This is a genomic window from Streptomyces sp. NPDC005808, from assembly GCF_042871385.1.
GTDB lineage: Bacteria > Actinomycetota > Actinomycetes > Streptomycetales > Streptomycetaceae > Streptomyces.
Genome location: NZ_JBIAIK010000004.1, coordinates 432,135 through 448,900, shown reverse-complemented (window position 1 = coordinate 448,900; position 16,766 = coordinate 432,135). Strand labels below are relative to the sequence as shown.

The 16,766-nt window shown below is 71.2% G+C and carries 14 protein-coding genes; 1 reads left to right on the top strand and 13 read right to left on the bottom strand.

The annotated features are described in order from the left end of the window. Positions 1–78: 78 nt before the first annotated feature. The 4 genes from ACFYPC_RS12435 to ACFYPC_RS12420 are packed head-to-tail and all read right to left on the bottom strand — an operon-like array spanning position 79 to position 6,905. Positions 79–1,221 carry an acyl-CoA dehydrogenase family protein gene (locus ACFYPC_RS12435; RefSeq protein WP_388674168.1) on the bottom strand — a complete coding sequence of 381 codons (1,143 nt, stop codon included), beginning with the start codon at positions 1,219–1,221 and terminating at the stop codon, positions 79–81. Between the two features lie 4 nt (positions 1,222–1,225). Then, positions 1,226–1,975 (bottom strand): thioesterase II family protein, encoded by a 750-nt coding sequence (locus ACFYPC_RS12430; protein ID WP_388674166.1) that lies wholly within the window; start codon positions 1,973–1,975, stop codon positions 1,226–1,228. Between the two features lie 2 nt (positions 1,976–1,977). Continuing rightward, complete coding sequence (locus ACFYPC_RS12425) at positions 1,978–3,636, bottom strand: GMC family oxidoreductase (RefSeq protein ID WP_388674164.1); 1,659 nt, start codon at positions 3,634–3,636, stop codon at positions 1,978–1,980. Continuing rightward, positions 3,633–6,905 (bottom strand): amino acid adenylation domain-containing protein, encoded by a 3,273-nt coding sequence (locus ACFYPC_RS12420; protein WP_388674162.1) that lies wholly within the window; start codon positions 6,903–6,905, stop codon positions 3,633–3,635. The genes ACFYPC_RS12425 and ACFYPC_RS12420 overlap by 4 nt, the downstream gene beginning before the upstream one ends. Before the next feature lie 223 nt (positions 6,906–7,128). Between ACFYPC_RS12420 and ACFYPC_RS12415 the strand changes: the two genes are divergently transcribed. Continuing rightward, positions 7,129–7,713, top strand: coding sequence for a flavoprotein (locus ACFYPC_RS12415; RefSeq protein ID WP_388674160.1), 585 nt, complete (start codon positions 7,129–7,131; stop codon positions 7,711–7,713). 81 nt (positions 7,714–7,794) lie between these two features. Here ACFYPC_RS12415 and ACFYPC_RS12410 read toward each other — a convergent pair whose 3' ends face one another. The 9 genes from ACFYPC_RS12410 to ACFYPC_RS12370 all read right to left on the bottom strand — a co-directional run bounded on the left by ACFYPC_RS12410 (position 7,795) and on the right by ACFYPC_RS12370 (position 16,739). Continuing rightward, on the bottom strand, positions 7,795–8,202 hold the full coding sequence (locus tag ACFYPC_RS12410; protein ID WP_388674158.1) for a RidA family protein: 408 nt from the start codon (positions 8,200–8,202) through the stop codon (positions 7,795–7,797). Positions 8,203–8,319: 117 nt separating this feature from the next. Then, the gene (locus tag ACFYPC_RS12405; RefSeq protein WP_388674156.1) at positions 8,320–9,777 is read right to left on the bottom strand and encodes an NAD(P)/FAD-dependent oxidoreductase; all 1,458 of its coding nucleotides are present in this window, start codon (positions 9,775–9,777) and stop codon (positions 8,320–8,322) included. Between the two features lie 111 nt (positions 9,778–9,888). Continuing rightward, positions 9,889–10,638, bottom strand: a complete 750-nt coding sequence (locus ACFYPC_RS12400) for a methyltransferase (protein WP_388674154.1) — start codon at positions 10,636–10,638, stop codon at positions 9,889–9,891. A gap of 155 nt (positions 10,639–10,793) precedes the next feature. Continuing rightward, positions 10,794–12,020, bottom strand: a complete 1,227-nt coding sequence (locus tag ACFYPC_RS12395; RefSeq protein WP_388674152.1) for a Cmx/CmrA family chloramphenicol efflux MFS transporter — start codon at positions 12,018–12,020, stop codon at positions 10,794–10,796. Positions 12,021–12,400: 380 nt separating this feature from the next. Further along, positions 12,401–12,862, bottom strand: coding sequence for a group II truncated hemoglobin (locus tag ACFYPC_RS12390; RefSeq protein ID WP_388674150.1), 462 nt, complete (start codon positions 12,860–12,862; stop codon positions 12,401–12,403). 105 nt (positions 12,863–12,967) lie between these two features. Beyond that, entirely contained in the window at positions 12,968–13,795 is an 828-nt protein-coding gene (locus ACFYPC_RS12385; protein WP_388674148.1) for a BTAD domain-containing putative transcriptional regulator, read from the bottom strand. 588 nt (positions 13,796–14,383) lie between these two features. Further along, positions 14,384–15,274: a methyltransferase gene (locus ACFYPC_RS12380; RefSeq protein ID WP_388674146.1), complete on the bottom strand. Its 891-nt coding sequence runs from the start codon at positions 15,272–15,274 to the stop codon at positions 14,384–14,386. 80 nt (positions 15,275–15,354) lie between these two features. After that, positions 15,355–16,101, bottom strand: a complete 747-nt coding sequence (locus tag ACFYPC_RS12375; protein WP_388674144.1) for a thioesterase II family protein — start codon at positions 16,099–16,101, stop codon at positions 15,355–15,357. Beyond that, a complete protein-coding gene (locus ACFYPC_RS12370) occupies positions 16,098–16,739 on the bottom strand; it encodes a hypothetical protein (RefSeq protein WP_388674142.1) in 642 nt (213 codons plus the stop codon). The genes ACFYPC_RS12375 and ACFYPC_RS12370 overlap by 4 nt, the downstream gene beginning before the upstream one ends. Between the last annotated feature and the right edge of the window lie 27 nt (positions 16,740–16,766).

Here is a 16,766-nt window from a genome sequence, read left to right as displayed (position 1 = left end):
ATGCCGTTTTGACACCACGCACCGCCCCGACCCACCCCACCCCAGCAGGGGGGCGGGGCGGCGCAGGGCACGGATGGTTCAGAGGCCGAGAGACCGGCCGATCAGCTCCTTCATCACCTCCGTCGTACCGCCGTAGATCGTCTGCACCCGGCTGTTGGCCCACTCCCGGGAGATCGCGCTCTCCTTCAGATAGCCGTAGCCGCCGTGGAGCTGGAGGCAGCGGTTGGCGATGTCGACCTGGAGCTCGGTCGTCCACCACTTCACCTTGGCGGCGTCGGTCACCGAGAGCCGTCCGGCGTTGAGTTCGGCGACGCAGTGGTCCAGGAAGACCTGAGCGATCGTCAGTTCCGTATCCATCGTGGCGAGTTGGAAGCGGCTGTGCTGGAAGCTGCCGATGGGCCGACCGAACGCCTCGCGCTTCTTGACGTACTCCAGGGTGTCCGCGAGCATCCGCTCGGCCGCACCCACCGCCACAGTCGCGATGCTCAGCCGCTCCCGGGGCAGCCCGGCCATCATGTAGGCGAGACCGGCGTTCTCCTTGCCGATCAGGTTCCCGGCCGGCACCCGGCAGTCGTCGAAGAACAGCTCGCAGGTGTCGCTGGCGTGCCAGCCCAGCTTCTCCATGCGCCGCCCGCGGGTGAAACCGGCCGCCCCGCGCTCCACCACCAGCAGGCTGATGCCCTGCGCGCCGCGCTCGGGGGCGGTCTTGGCGGCGACCACGACGACGTCGGCGTTCTCGCCGTTGGTGATGAACGTCTTCTGTCCGTTGATGACGTAGGAGTCACCGTCGCGGACCGCGGTCGTTCGGATGTCGGTGACGTTGGAGCCGGCGTCGGGCTCGGTCATCGCGATCGCCGCGATGAGCTCGCCCGAACAGAGCCCGGGCAGCCACCGCTTGCGCTGTTCCTCGGTGGTACGCCCGGCCAGATAGGTGGCGATGACGTCGTTGTGCGCCACGAAGCCCGGCGCTGTCGCCCGGGCCCACATGATCTCCTGCGAGAACACCACCGGGTACCGGTAGTCCGGCTCGCCGCCCCCGCCGTGCGCGGTGGCCACGCCGATGCCGAGAAGCCCCGCCTGCCCGGCCTTGCGCCACACCTCGCGGTCGACGATGCCCTCCCGCTCCCACCGGGCGTGGTGCGGCAGGACCTCGCGATGGAGGAACTCCCGGCAGGTGTCCCGGAATTGCTCGTGCTCCGCCTCGTACCTGCTGCGTGCCACGCGGTCACCCCTCCCCGGGGTCGGTGTCGTCGGCGATGGTGGTCAGGATGTCCTTGGGGCGCTGTACGGCCGCGAAGTGGCCGCCGTCGATCTCGACCCGGCGAGTCGGGGCCGAGCTGTGCGCGGACCACCGCCAGACCTTCTCGGGCGGGGCGTACACGTCCTCCCGGGCGGCGATCAGGGTGAGTGGGAAGTCCACCCGCAGCCCGGACGCCTCCTGCGCGAACTCGGCCCTGACCGAGTCGTCCTCCCTGAGCATCCGCAGCAGGATGCGGCTCATGGTCGGGTCGGCGAGCACGGCCGCCGGTGTCCCTCCGTCGGCTGCGGTCCTGGCGAGCAGTTCCTCGTCGGTTACGGAGTCGAGCAGCGAACCGGGCCGCTGGAGATGGGGCGGAACCGCCCCGGACAGCACGGCCCGTTCCGGTGCCACCCCGACCTGGCGGGCCACCTCCGCGGCCACCGCCAGACTCGTCGTCGAGCCGAAGCTGTGCCCGAAGGTCGCCCAGCGCGGACCGGCCGTCCGCTCCCCTTCCGCCAGCAGATCGGCCGCCACCTGCTCGGCCATGGACCGTACGAGCGCGTGGAAACCGGCGACCTTCCGTTCCCGGCGGCGGGTGCCGCGGCCCGGCGCGTCCACGCCCCGGACCAGCAGGTGCGGCTCGCCGAGGGGCTGCCAGCCCCGGTAGAACAGCGAGGTCGCCCCGGCGTGCGGAAAGCAGTAGAGCCGCACCGGTGGGCTGGATGCAGGCTGCACGGTCACTCCTTCGTGCTCCGGGCCAGCTTCTCGGCCAGCATCAGGGTGGTCAGATTGGTGGGCGCGCTGGGGATGGCCGGGAAGAGCGAGGCGTCGGCGATCCGCAGGTTCTCGGTGCCGTGCACCCGGCCTTCCTGGTCGGCGACCGCCCACGGGTCGGTCTCCGGCCCCATCCGGCACGAACCGGACGCGTGCCAGCCGGGGTTCATGATGTGGCGGACGCCGCTGCGCACCACGCCGTCGTTGGCGATCATCCGATCGCTCCAGAACTGGGTCTTGGTCAGCCGGCTCGACAGGCCGGGGGAACGCAGGAAGCTCCAGGCCCGGTGCACGCCGTGGCACAGTCGCTCCACGTCCTCGGGGTCGGTGCCGATGCCCAGCTCGATGACGGGCGCGGCGTACGGGTCGGCGCTGTCGAGGAAGACCCGGCCCCGCGAGCGCGGGCGCATCAGCATCACCGAGATGCCGACGACCAGTGGCCAGCCGAGACGGTCGACGAAGCCGGGGATGGTGTGGCTCTCCACGTTGTTGAGCAGCCCCACCTGGATGTCCACGTCGCCGTCGAAGCCGCTGCTCATCCTGGCCGCGACCTGCCGCCAGGGCAGTCCCGGGGTGCACACCCCGTCGGCCGGCCTGGACCAGATGACGACCGAGGGGTGGTCCACCAGGTCGCGGCCCACCCCGGGCAGGTCCGCCACGGGCGTGATGCCGAGGGCCCGGAGCAGCCCGGCGCCGCCGACGCCCGAGCGCTGGAGGATGACGGGGGTGCCGACGGCCCCTGCGCTGAGCACTACCCGCTCCGCCCGAATCGTGGTGAGCGTGCCGTCCAGCTCGGCCTCCACACCGACGGCCCGGCCCTTCTCGAACAGCACCCGGGTGACCCGGACGCCGGTGCGCAGATGGAAGTTGGGCAGATCACGGGCGCCGGCGAGGAACGCGGTGGAGGCGTCGATGCGTTCGCCGTCCACGGCGTTGCCGGGGATCGGGCCGACCCCGGCCTCGTCGCCGGCGTTGAGGTCCGGCAGGTCGGCGACGCCCTGCCGGTTGCACTCCTCCCAGAACGCCGCGTCCAGTGGATGCACCCGGTCGCGCGGGGTGCGGTGGATCGGCAGCGGCCCGCTGTCGCCGTGCAGCCGGCCGGGGAAGTCGGCGTCGTTCTCGATGTCCTTGTAGAACGGCAGCACGTGCTCCCACGACCAGTCCGGGTTGCCCGCGGCCTCCCAGACGGCGAAGTCGCGGGGCAGCCCGCGCAGCGCGATGGCGCCGTTGACGGCGGAACCGCCGCCGACGACCTTGCCGAGCTGGTAGGGGAAGCGCTCCCACAGGGCCCGGGCCGCCGACCGGCCGCCGGCCCCGCCGGAGGCTCCCGTGGCGTCCGGTGCTCCGGCGCGGCCCTGGACCAGGTCCTCCAAACGGCCGCTGGTACGGAGGTTGGCCCGGTAGTCCCAGTTGTAGTCGGCCAGGACGAGCCGTCCGGCGTCGGCCAGGGGATGGGCCCGGTCCCGGGGGCTCGGCTGGTCGCCGCCCGCCTCGAGGAGCAGGACGTTCCCGGAGCCCTGGGAGGCGAGTCGGGCGGCGGTCACGGCTCCCGCGGAGCCCGCTCCGACAATCACGTACTGCCACTCGCGGACCGACGCGACGGGATCAGGGCTGGTGGTCACGCTGCGGACTCCTCGACGGTTGCGACCAGTTCGGCGAACGAGGCGATCGACGCGTTCATGAACAACCCCTCGACCATCTCCTGCTCCATGTCGGCCTCGATGCCGAACTCCTTGCGCAGCAGCGCGAGCAGGCCGACGGCGTGCAGGGAGTCACCGCCGATGTCGAAGAAGCCCTCCTCCACGCCGAAGTCACCGTGGCCGAGCTGCTGGGACCAGAGGGCGAACAGGTGCTCCTCGACCGGGCTGCGGGGCGCGACCCGCGAGGAGGCGGTGTCGGAGTCGTCGTTCCACGGCGCGGGGAGCGACTTGTGGTCGATCTTGCCGTTCGTCGTGAGGGGAAGGGTGTCCAGGGTCAGGAAGCGGTGGGGCACCATGTAGCCGGGCAGCAGGGCGGTCAGCGCCTCGCGCAGCACGGCCGGGTCCGGGTCCGCCCCGGGTTCGGGCACCACGTAGGCGGCGATCTGCCGCTGCCCGGTGCGGGCGTGAGCCGGCGCGGTGACGAGCGCGGTGCGCACCCCGGGCTGACGCAGCAGGGCGGCCTCGATCTCGCCCAGCTCGACGCGGTAGCCGTTGATCTTCACCTGGAAGTCCTCGCGGCCCAGGATCTCGATGTCGCCGCCGGGCAGGTACCGGCCGAGGTCGCCGGTGCGGTAGATGCGCTCCCCCGTGACCGGGTGGCTCGGGAAGCGTTCGGCGGTGCGCTCGGGGTCGCCCAAATAGCCCTGTGCCACGCCGATACCGCCGATGTGGATCTCGCCGGTGACCCCGACGGGGGACGGCTCCAGCCACTGGTTGAGCACGTGCATGGTCTGGTTGGCCAGCGGCTTGCCGTACGGGATGCTCGACCACTCGGGCCGTACGGTCTCGATCGGGTGGTGGATCGACCAGATCGAGCCCTCCGTGGCGCCGCCGAGGCTGATCACCCGCATCGCGGGGATCTTCTCCCGGATCCGGTTCGGCAGGTCCACCGGGATCCAGTCGCCGCTCAGCAGCGCAAGCCGCAGTCGGCAGCCACGTGGGACTCCCCCGTCGCCGAGTGAGTCGATCCACATCCGCATCGGCGCGGGCACGCTGTTCCAGATGGTCACGCCGTATCGGCCGATGAGCTGCGACCAGTGGGCGATGTCGTTGGCGCGGGCGGGGTCGGGCACGACGACGGTACCGCCGGCGCCCAGGACGCCGAAGATGTCGTACACCGAAAGGTCGAAGCCGGTCGGGGCGAGCGCCATCGTGCGGTCGTCCTCACCCACGGAGAAACGCCGGTTGATGTCCTGCACGGTGTTCGCGGCGCTCCGGTGGGTGATCATCACGCCCTTGGGCTCGCCGGTGGAGCCGGAGGTGAAGATGACGTAGGCCAGGTCGTCGTGGCCCTGCCGGCGCTCGGGCGCCTCGGCGGAACACTTCAGGGTGGCCTCGTCCTCGGGGGTCACCACCATCACGCCCGGCGGCCAGCTCAGGGTCTCCCGCAGGTCCTGCTCGGTCACCACCGACCGCACGGAACATCGGGCCAGCAGCTTCAGGCGCCGCTCCTCCGGCAGTTCCGGGTCGATGGCCACGTACGCGGCACCCGTGTGCAACACGCCGAGCAGCGCGGAGAACTGGGCGGCGCCCGGCCGCATCGACACCGCGACGAGCTCGTTCGGCCCGGCACCGGGGCCCTGGAGCAGCCGGTGCGCGATCCGGTGCGCGTCCTCGGTGAGCCGGCGGTACGTGGTCTCCGCGCCGGGCGTGATGACCGCGACCGCGTCGGGGCGGCGCGCGGCCGCCTCGGCGACCAGCTCGTGCAACAGTGCCGGCGGGACGTCCTCGGCCGTGGCGTTGGCCCGCTCCCGCTCCTGGGCCTGCGCGGTCGGCAGCGGCACGATCCCGCGGGTTTCGTCCCACACCGAGGCGTCGTCCACCAGCCGGTCGAGCAGCACCAGGTACGCCTCGAACATGGCCTCCAGCGTGCCCTCCGGGAACAGGCCCTCGACCGCGTTCCAGTTCACGCAGAGCCGTCCGCCCAGCTCCAGGATCTGGTTCTCCAGCCACACCTGGGGGGTCCGGCTGTGGTCGTGGACCAGCTCCCCGAACGACTCCAGCCGCCCCGCACCCGGCCCGTCGGCGCCGAGCATGCTGGAGAAGACCACCGGCATCGACGCCCGGCCGTCGTCCTTGCGGCGGGCCAGTTCGCGCAGCACCCGGATGCCGCCGTGCGTGGAGTGCTCCAGGTCCTCCAGGGCCCGCTGCTGCACGCCCCGCGCCCGCTGCTCGAAGGTCTCCTCGGGCCGGCCGCCGACGGCGAGGAGGCTCGGCGCGAGGAAGTCGCCCATGACATCGTCGATCTGCTTGTGCAGCCCGAGCCGGTGGAACTGAGTGACGGTCAGGGTGAACTCCTGCCGCCGCGACCAGGTCCGCACCACCTCCGCGTACGCCGCGAGCAGCACGCCCGACGGGGTCAGCCCGTGCCGACCGGCCGCCGCCCGCAGCGTCTCCCAGCGTTCCGGCGCGAGCACCGCCCGGTGCCGTACGAACCGCGGGGTGCCGAGTTGCTCGGGCGCCGCGGCCAGCGGGAGTTCAGGCGAGGGCGGCAGCGTGTCCAGGCGGTCTGCCCAGTACGCGGCGGCGGCCTGGCCCAGGGCGCCGCCGCGCAGCCCCTCCTGCGCGAGTACGTAGTCACGGAAGGACAGCTCCAGCGGCTCGGGCCGCCACGCGGGCTCGTCGTAGAACCGGCGCCACTCGTCAAGGAGCAGGTGGAGGCCGCGCATGTCGAGGAAGAGCAGATCCACGGCCAGGTGCAGCCGGACCCGCTCGCCGTCGAGCAGCGTGGCGCGGATGTCGAACAGCGGCGCCCGGTCCACGGGCAGCACCTGGTCGGTCAACTCGGCGCGGATCCTGTCCACTTCGGCGATCTGGTCCGCGGCGCTCCGGCCTCGCAGGTCCGTGCCGGATATGACGTACGGCGCCACTTCGTCCGCGGCGAGGACGCGTTGGGTCTGGTCCGGCCCGGCCACCGTACGCAGCGCGTCGTGCCGGTCGATGACCTTCCGCAGGGCCTCGGTCAGCCGCTTCACGTCGAGACCGGGACAGTCGAATTCCAGGTAGTACTGGCTGGAGATGCCGCCGAGTTCCAGGCCCTTGTGGCGACCGATCAGATAGGCCTGCTGAATGTCGGTGAGCGGGAAAGGCTCGTGACGACGCTCAGGATGCGGCTCGAGGTCGGGCAGCAGGGATTCTTCGAGGCGGGGGTGGCCGGCACCGCCGCGCAGTTCCGCGAAAAGATCCTCCATCGAAGTCTGCCTCTTTTCATCAGATGCCCTGTTGGGCATTCGAGTTCCAGTACGGAAACCGAGGCTAGACAGGGCGGCAAACGGCCTCAATACGGTCCGACCGCAGGGACGACCGTAGGGTTGGGCCAGTACTCGACCGCCGCTGGACTCGCGCCGGACTCTCCCGGTGTGGCCCGTTCGGGACCATTGACCGTTGGTGGGAGAGCGGCGACATCATCGACGCATGGGAAATCAGAACTCCCCGGGGACAGCCGGGAAACGCATCCTCATCGGCGGCACCGGATCCATTGCGGTATCCCGACTTCCGTCGTATGTCGAGGAGATGCGCCGACAGATATCGGGCAGCACGTTCACCGTTCTGCTCACGCACACCGCGGCATCTTTCATTTCCCCCGAGAGCGTCGCGCTCTTCGCCGAGCGGGTGGTGTACGGGGATTCCCCGGCCCACTGGCCGACCGACAAGCCGTCCCGGCTCGCCGGCGACCACGACATCCTCGCGGTCCTGCCGGCCACCGCCCACACGCTCGCCTCCGCCGCGGGTGGCGCCGCGCCCAACCGTCTGATGACGGTCGCACTGTCGGTGGACTATCCGGTCGTCTACTTTCCGGTGATGGGCGCCAAAATGTGGTTCAAACCGGCCGTGCAGCGGAACATCGCCCGGATCCGCGAGGACGGGGGGCTGGTCAACGAGCCGCAGTGGCACGACAGTTTCGACCCGACCACGGGCAGCGTCAGCCATCACCCCGCCCTGCCCTCGCCCGAGTCGGTGGCCAAGGTGCTCGACGAGCTCCTCGCAGGGCAGCACTGACCGAAGAGCAGCACCGCCCCCACACACACACAACGCGTGAGGCCCCGCCGAGAGCGGGGCCTCACCTCTGTGCGGGCGTTGTCAGGAAGCGATGGCGGTCGCCTCGACCTCTATGAGGAAGTCGGGTTCGGCGAGCGTGGCGACCCCGACCAGGGTGGTGGGCCTGATGACGTCGGCACCCAGCTTGGCCGCCGCGCGTTCGGCGCCGGCGGTGATGTCGGCCCACTTGTCCAGCGACCAGTCCACGACGTACACGGTCAGGCGCAGGACGTCGTCGAAGGTGGCGCCGGCGGCAGCGAGGCCCGTGGCGATGTTGAGGTAGATCTGCTCGGTCTGGGCCGCGAGGTCTCCCATGCCCACCGGTTCACCGTCGGCGGTACGCGGGGTCTGGCCGCTGAGGAACACCATCCGGCTGCCGGTGCCGACGGCAAGCTGCCGCCATCCGTAGGGCTTGGGAAGGCCGGGCGGGTCGATCGCCTCGACTGCCATTGTTTCGTCCTTTCTTCAAGTGCCGTGCGGGCGGATGCCGTCGCACCCACCCGCACGGCGACCATGCGGTTCGGGGGAGGGGGAGAGACGCGGAAGGCAGCGGTGCGGGCCCCGCGGTCAGACGTTCTCCCGGCAGGTCGCGTAGTACTTGCGCAGCAGGCTGACGAGCTCGGGATCGAAGCGGGAGGCGAAGAGCAGCTCGGCCGGCGGGGTGAACTCCGGGTCCAGCTCGTTGGCCCACGCGAGGGTGGCCGGCCGCAGGTCCATCTCGATCCACTGGTGCCACTCGACGGGGATCGTCCAGTCCTGCTCGTAGCCGATTCCCATCTGGTGGTCGATGAGGAGGTCCACGATCTCCTGGCGGGTGCCCGCCTTGATGGGCTTCCGGAGGGGCGCGAACCGGTCCAGGTCGGCCTGGGGCTGCTCGCCCAGGATCCGGGCGGCGAAGTCCTGGGCCAGGAGCGGGGAGAGGTGCAGGCCGTCACGGTAGGTGCCGGTCATGATCCACAGGCCGTCCATACCGCCGTGACCGAGCAGCGGGAAGCCGTCCATGGACACGGGGCGGTTGCCGACCTGGACCTTGACGACGTCGCTGTTCCAGAGGCTGCGGCGGACCTGGCGGTGGGCACACTGGAGGAGGAACACCAGGTCGCGCATCTCGGCGGTGTCGCGCGGCTCCACGGCGATGACGTTGGTGGCGCCGAGGTAGACGTGCCCGTCGCCGCGGGGGACGACATGGAGGCCGCATGCGAAGGAGCGGTTCGGGGTCCGGATGACACTGTCCGGCGTCGTGCCGTCCACGGTCTTGATCAGGGAGGAGACGCCGTAGCCGCTGACGAGACGGGGGACGCGGGGGCCGACGGGAAGGCTGTCCAGGAGTTCCTGGCTGCGTGCGCCGGCGGCCAGCGTCACGTGGTCGGCGCTGATCGTCCGCCCGGAGGTCGTGACGACTCCCGTCACGCGCTCGCCCTGGTGCACGACGCGGGTCGCGAGCTCGGGGACGAGGGTGGCGCCCGCCCGGACGACCGCCTGCTCGAGCCGCTCCAGTAGGGTGGCGGCGTTGACCGCGTGCTCACCGGGTATGTGGAAGGCCTTCAGCGGGCGGGAGATCGGCTCGGCGTCCACCCAGTCGAGGTCGGTGGGCTCGACGTCCTCGAAGGGCTCCGAATAGCGGGTGAGTTCGGCGCGGATGGCGTTGTAGTTGGCGTCGTCGATCTCGGCCGTACCGATGGTGTTGAGGATGACGGTGGTGCCTTCGGCGGTCTTGACGCGGGCACCTTCGGTCCCCTCCTCCAGCTCCGCCAGCCACTGCGGCCACAGTTTGGTGGCCTGGATGCCGAGTTCCAGCTTGGCCCGGCCGTGCTCGGTGGACAGCAGCGAGGTGGTGACCTCGCCGAAGGAGCCGAGCATGGCTCCGGCCGCGGCCGAGCCGGCCCAGGGGCGGTGTGGCTGACCGAGCACGGCGACGCGCTGCCCTCGCTGTGCCAGGACCCAGGCGAGCGAGAGTCCGAGGACTCCGTTGCCGGCGATGACGACATCGAAACCGGTGTCGTTCGCTTTCCCGTTGGCGCTCATGACATTCCCATCTTCCTGGGGCGTTCGTGTCGCCCAGTGGTGAATCGAATTCGTCTGAACTGGTGCTCGTGCCGCGGTACGGGGGGTTACCGAGGCACCGGGAAAGCGGGGTCAGTGGCGCAGGAACTCGTACATCGTGAAGTCCATGTCCACGATTCCGCGCTCGTTCGTGTGGGCCGCGACCACCGGGGAGTCGGGAAAGTCCGCCGCGGGGAGCTCGACGGAATCGCTGCGGTAGCGGTGGCCCTCGAAGCCCGCGTCGGCGGCCGCCCTCAGCAACTTTTCCTTGTTGCCCATCGCCTCGCTCGTGCCCAGGTAGACCCGTCCGTTCGGCGCCACATGGGCCGCCGCGTCGCGGAAGAACCGGCGCACCATCTCGTATCCGGGGTCGAAGACCGCGCGTTCGATCTGGCCGGCGTAGGAGTGGCTCGCGGGCGCCTCGATGAACGGGGTGTTCCAGAAGATGAGGTCGAACGGCTCGGCGGGCTCCAGGGCGTCGAACAGATCGCTGGTCAGCGCCGTGATCCGGTCGGACACCCCATGTCTGGCAGCGTTGCGGCGGGTGTTCTCCGTCGCCGCCGGGTTGATGTCCAGGGCGACCACGTGCTCGCTGCCGCGCTGGGCGGCGAGCACCGCCGAGATGCCCGCGCCGCAGCCCATCTCGAGGAAGCGGACGCCTTTCTCGTACGGCACCCAGGAGGCGAACAGCCCGGGACCGGGGTCCGTGTAGGGCGGGAACACCTCGGGAAGCAGCTCCCACTCCATGTCCAGCAGCGTGAAAGTCGTCTGCGTCGGACCGTCCGGGCCCTGGATCTGCGACACCACCCAATTTCCGAGTTCGTAACCGAGCTTGTTGTCCATGAGAACCTCCCTCTGGGGGGAGCCGCGGAGAAATCCTGTCGGAACTCTCTGCGGCTCCCGGCGATGGATGTGCTGCCGGCGGACGGGGAAACGGACGCCGGACGGGGAAACGGACGCCGGACGGTGTTGCGCAGACCTGGGAGCGGAAAGGGGTGTCAGTTCTCGCCGGTCTGCGGGCTCCGCGCCCGATTTCGGGCAATCGTCCGGTCGATCAGGACGACCGGGATGGTGAGCAGGGCCAGTCCGGCGCCCAGCCAGGGGATGGAATCCAGTCCGGCTCCGGCACCGAGGGCGACGCCCGCGAGGAGGGGGACGAGGCTGATGCCGAGCTGGAACATGGAGACGGCGGTGGCTCCGGCGAGCGTCGGCGCGTTGGACGCCACGGTGAACACCCGCCCGTAGATGGCCGGGTTGAGCACGAATCCGGCGACGCCCATGAGCAGGACCAGGACGATGACGGCGACGATGTGCTCGGCGAGGAGAGCGAGCAGGACCGACGTGACCAGGATGCCGCCGGCTCCGATGAGGAGCGCGTGATGGGGACGGCCGTCGGCGATCCGCCCGCCGATGGACAGACCCACGAAGGCGCCGATGCCGAACAGCACGAGGATCGGGGGCACCCACACGGAGTCGACGTCGGTGACGTCCGTGAGGAACGCCGCGAGGTAGTTGTACGAGATCATGTACGCGGCGGTGCTCAGCAGGGTGGCGACGTACACCACCCACAGCTGCGGCTGCCGCATCGTGCGCAGTTCGCGTCGCACGCTCTGTTCCTGGGCCGCCGAAGTCGCCGGGACGGCGATCGCCGTCGCGACCGCGCCGAGGAGGGTGAGGGCGACCACCGCCCAGAATCCGCCCTGCCAGCCGGTGAAGTGGCTGAGCAGCGCGCCGGCGGGGCCGCCGGCGACCATGGCGACGCTGAGTCCGCTGACGACCACGCCCGAGGCCCGTGCGGTGCGGTCAGGGGTGACGAGTCCGATCGCCGTGACCGCGGCGACCGCCCAGAATCCGGCGTAGGCCAGGCCGCACAGGAAGCGGGTGACCAGCAGGACGGTGAAGTTGTCGGTCACCAGGCCGATCGCCACGCAGGCGGCGAAGACGGCCTGCGAGATCACCAGCGTGGTCCGCCGCGGCCAGCGCAGGGTCAGGACCGCGAGGGGCGGTCCGCCGATCACCACGCCGATGGCGAACGCCGAGATCAGCGCGCCGGCGGAGGAGAGCGAGATGTGCAGGTCGTCGGCGATGTCCGGGAGGACTCCGGCGAGCAGGAACTCGGCGCTGCCCATCGCGAACAGGCTGAGCGCGAGCAGGTACACCGCGAGCGGCAGCCTGTCGGCGGTCCTGCGAGAGGCCGCCTCGTGCGTTTCGGTCCGGACGCTCATCGGCTGCCGCCTCCCGCCTGCTCGGCTGCCGGCCGCTGGGCGGACCGCGACAGAACGCGCTCGGGACCTGTCTGCGCGGTGACGCTGTGCACCGGCCCAGGAGTGGTCAAACGCATGGGCGAACTCCTTGTATCGGATGGTTCGGGCGGGCGGATCAGGGCGGGTGCGTGCCGGTCAGCCAGGCATGGGGAGGCCGGCAACGCCGGACTCCTCCGGCAGCTGCCTGCGCGGCACGGCCGCCACGGTGATCCGCCTGATCACGGTGATCACTACTGGTCCCCATGCTGGAATCGTGCGTGGCGGACAGGCAACGTTTGTTGCCGATACCGGGACGCGCGACCGGGATCCGGCGGGGCCGGGCCCGCAGAACGGCCACCGGATCAGTCATGACCGGGCAGGGCCTCGCCCCAGCCCCACTTCTTGATGGTCGTACGGCTCGAAGGACCGGCGTCCGGCTGGGAGTTGGCCATTGCCCGGCGCGAGCCGAACTCGATGTAGCCGACGAACGCCGAGCGGAACTCCGCGTCCGACGGAAGCCCTACGACGTCCATGGCCTCCAGCATCAGGGCCACCCACCGCTCCCGCTGCTCCGGCTTGATGGCCCGGCCGCCGTGCCGGGACACCATGTGCGGGTAGCCGCCGTGGTGCTCGGTGTAGCTCTGGGGGCCGCCGAGGACCTCGCCGAGGAAGGTCGCGACGTGCTGGGGGTGGTCGTCGGCCATGTGCGTGAAGAGCGGGGCAAGGATCTCGTCCTTGCGGACGCGCCGGTAGAACTCCTCCGTGAGCCGTTCCAGCGCTTCGGCGCCGCCTGCCCACTCGTAGAGGCTGGGGATCTTTTCCATCGCTTTGTCACCTTCTCGCTCGGCCGCCTGGGCGGAGGCATGGGTGGTCCTTGGGACGGGTGGGCCCGGTGTCCCTGAATGCTCGGTGTCCGTGGTGCGGCAGGGTCAGGCCGCGTACAGGTCGAAGGTCGACGTGGGCCGGCCGCCCTGGGCGGCCGTGTCCAGCCGGGGATCGACCGAGAGCATCGCCTGGTGCAGTCGCTGGAGTTGCGGAGCGGGCTCCAGCCCAAGCTCCTCGATCAGCCGTCGGCGCAGCCTGCGGTACAGGTCGAGCGCCGCGGACTGCCGACCGGAGCGGTAGAAAGCCATCATGGCCTGGGCGTACAGCCGCTCGTTGGAGGGATGCCGTTCCGTCAGTTCGACGAGTTCGGCAAGGAGTTCTCTGTGCCGCCCGAGGCGCAGCTCGGCGTCTATGAGGCGCTCGGTCACGAGCAGCCGGCTCTCCTCGAGGCCGGCCGCGTGGACCCGCAGCACCGAACCCGCCCGTACGTCCACGAGCGCCGGCCCCCGCCACAGCGCCAAGGCCTGGCGCGACAGTTGGGACGCCAGCTCGCTGTCGCCGTTCGCGAAGGCCGCGTGGCCGGCCTGGGCTGCCCGCCGGAACGCGAAGGCGTCCACGTCCTCCTCGGCGACCCGGAGCAGATATCCCCCATGACCGGTGGCCAGCAACCGCCGTGCGCGGGCCGGGCCGTCCGGACCGCCGAGGGCAGAAGCCAGGATTCGGCGCAGTCGCAGGATGTACGTCTGGAAGGTGGTGCGCGCGCTGCGCGGCGGCACGGGCCCCCACAGCTCCTCCCGCAGGGTGGTCACCGGAACGAGCTGCCCCGGGCAGAGCGCGAGGAGCGCCAGAATCTGCCGCGCCTTCGCCGCCGAGGGGACGACCGGAACTCCGCCCGTCTCGGCGTGCAGCGGGCCAAGGATCTGAAACTTCACGCGTCCTGCCTCCCTCACTCATCGCACCCGGTCCGGTTTCCCGATTTCGCCGGGCGGCTGCTCTGGGAAGGAACGTAGAAGTGCGGGGGTGAGGGCCTCAATACGGTGGGACCGTAGGGCTGACCGAAGAATCTGCGGTCGGGATCGCCCTACGGTCATGCCCGACTCCCCGTCCACTCCTGCGACATCGACCCCGCGCACGTCGGCTTCACCCGGAACCGGACCGCCGCGGACATGCCGCGAGCACCGTCCGCGATCACCGCGGCGTCCTGTCCGACGCCGGGCCCGGAGGCCGGCGGCCCTCGCGCGGGACCGTGGCCGGCATGACGGGGACACCGCGACGAGCAGGCTCGCGAGCGCGCGAATGGAATCCGGGAGCGTCGAGGGACCGCCCCCTGCCTGCCGAAGAACAGGCGAATCGTCGAAGGGACCGCCCCCGGCCTGCCGAAGAACAGGCGAATCCCGGTCGGACCGAGGTCTGACCGGGATTCGAATGGCCGTCGGCTCCGTCGGCTCCGTCGGCTCCGTCGGCTCCGTCGGCTCCGTCGGCGTATCGCGGGGCTGGGGCTGGGGCTGGGGCTGGCTCGGTCAGGTCCGAGGCCGGCACAGGCGGGCAGTGTGCACCGTGACCGCCGTGAGGTAGAACGCGTCGGGGCGCCACAGGATGCCCGTACAGGCGTCCCCGTCCAGGAGTTGCTCCACGGTCAGCCGGTCGACGAGGTCGAGCCCGTCGCCGAGCGCGGCGAGCATGCGACGCAGCCGGGTGTGCAGATGCCGGCGCGCGGGCAGGCCCAGCGGAGCGGGGAGGTCGATCAGGAAGGTGCGGGTGCCGGTGGGGACGAGCCCGGCGGACGCCAGCAGGTACGGCCAGTCCTCGACCACGGAGGTGGCACCCGGCAGCCGGGCCCGCTCGGCGGCGAACTGCGCCTCGATGGCCGCGTCCAGGCGTGCCTGGAGGCCGGGCCGACCCAGGCCGATGTCGCGGGGCAGGAAACGCGGTGGCAGCCCGCGTTCGGCGACGGCGACCACTCCGCCGGGCCGCAACGCGGACGCCAGACTCCGCAGCACCGCCTGCTGGTCGCCCAGGTGACGGCAGACGTTGCCGGTCCAGATCAGTTCGGCAGGCCCCAGCCGTCCGAACTCCTCGGGCCGCTCGGCTCGTCGGGTGGTGACCCGCCCGGTCAGCCCTCGCTCCGCCGCGCGGACCTCGGCCCGGGCGAGGAGCGGTGCGGACCGGTCCACGGCGATGACGTTCGCCTGGGGAAAGGCGCGGGCCAGTACACAGGAAGCCACTCCGGGCCCGCTGCCGACGTCGAGGATCCGGCGGACCGACGCCGTGACCCGGTCCTCGGACCCGAGCAGGCCCCGCAGCCACTGCGCCGCGTCCCTCAGAAAGCCGGAGTGCAGTTCCGCCTCTTGCTCCGCCTCGGCACCGGGGGCCTCGCCATCGAGGTCCTGGGTTCGGTGTATGGGTGTCATACGGTCACCTCCGGCGGCCAGCTTGTGGACGCCGCGCCTCCCGGACAACTCTTGTTGCCAATTCCGGAACTGGCAGGCGGTCAGTACACGGCCGCCGACGACCGCACGCGGCGCGCGGCCGACGGGCGGATGAGGTCCCGGCCGAAGGTCTCCAGCAGCTCCGCTTGGGAAGTGAGCGGGAAGTAGTGGTCGCCGGGGAACATCTCCACGCGCATGGCGCGCCGGGTGCACCGACGCCAGCCGGCCAGGTCCGCCCCCGTGACGCTCGGGTCCCGACGCCCACCCATCGCGGTGACCGGGCAGTGCACGACGTGGCGCGGGTTGCGCCGGTAAGCCTCCATGACGGCGATGTCCGCGCGGAGCGCGGACATCGCCCGGCCCGCGCGCCGCGGATCCCGGGCGACCGGGGGCATCCTGCCCCGGTCGCGGAGCCTGCGGACCATGGCTGCCTCCGACAGATGACCGACCGATCGCTCCAGGTTCGGCCGGTGCGACACTCCGGAGCCCGACACGTACAGCCGCTCGGCCACCGCGTCGTGCTCCCACTCGAACCGCGCCGCTATCTCGTACGCGAGGAGGGCACCGAAGCCGTGCCCGTACAGCGCGAACGGCCGGTCGCACATGCGGACCACGAACGGCATGATCTCGGCCATCAGCGGCTCCAGACTGCCGCACGGCTTGGTGCGCGGATGGCTGCCCCTTCCGGGCAGCTCCACGGGCGTGACGACCACCGAGGGACCGATGACCTCGGTCCAGGGCAGGTACACGCCCGCCGAGACGCCCTCGAACGGGAGACAGAACAGCCGCACCGAGTTGTCGCCGGTCATCGGGTCACCGGCCCCACGAGCAGGTCGTCCGCACTCGGTGGGTCGTCGACGCTCGGTGGGTCGTCGGCACTCAGTGGGTCGCCCGCGCTCAGTGGGTCGTCCGCACCGAGCCGGGTGTGGCTGCGGCGAGGGGTGCCTCCGCGCAGCAGTACCCCGTACGCCTCGGTGGCCTCCTCCAGCAGACGGAGCCCCGCACGCCGCTCCATCAGACCGCGGGCGTACCGCCAGGCGAAGGTCCAGGTCCTGTCGTCGCGCCGGATGAGCGTGGCGCACATCAACGGCGCCCGATCCAGGGGCAGTCCGGTGGCCGACTCCCGGGTCAGCCGCTCGGAGAGACGGGAGTCCTGCACCTCTGCGCGAGTGGCCCGCCAGTCCACGACGTGCAGGCGGAAGCGGGCTTCCGGCCGGACCGTGCGGGTGAGGCCGCCGTCCGGACACCGGTGGAACGCGGTGCGGCACAGGAGCGTGCCGTCCAGGACCGACTGCCAGGCCTGCTCGTACACCAACGGCAGGACGCCGCTCAGGGACAACACGAACTGCTCGGCGCGGCCGCCGTCGGACGGGCTGCGGTGCGGCCGCGGTGGCAGGGCCGGGCGGATGCCCCATAACGGGCGAAGGTCCTCACTGGTCGCGGGCACGCGGGCACCGATCCTTCCATCAGATTT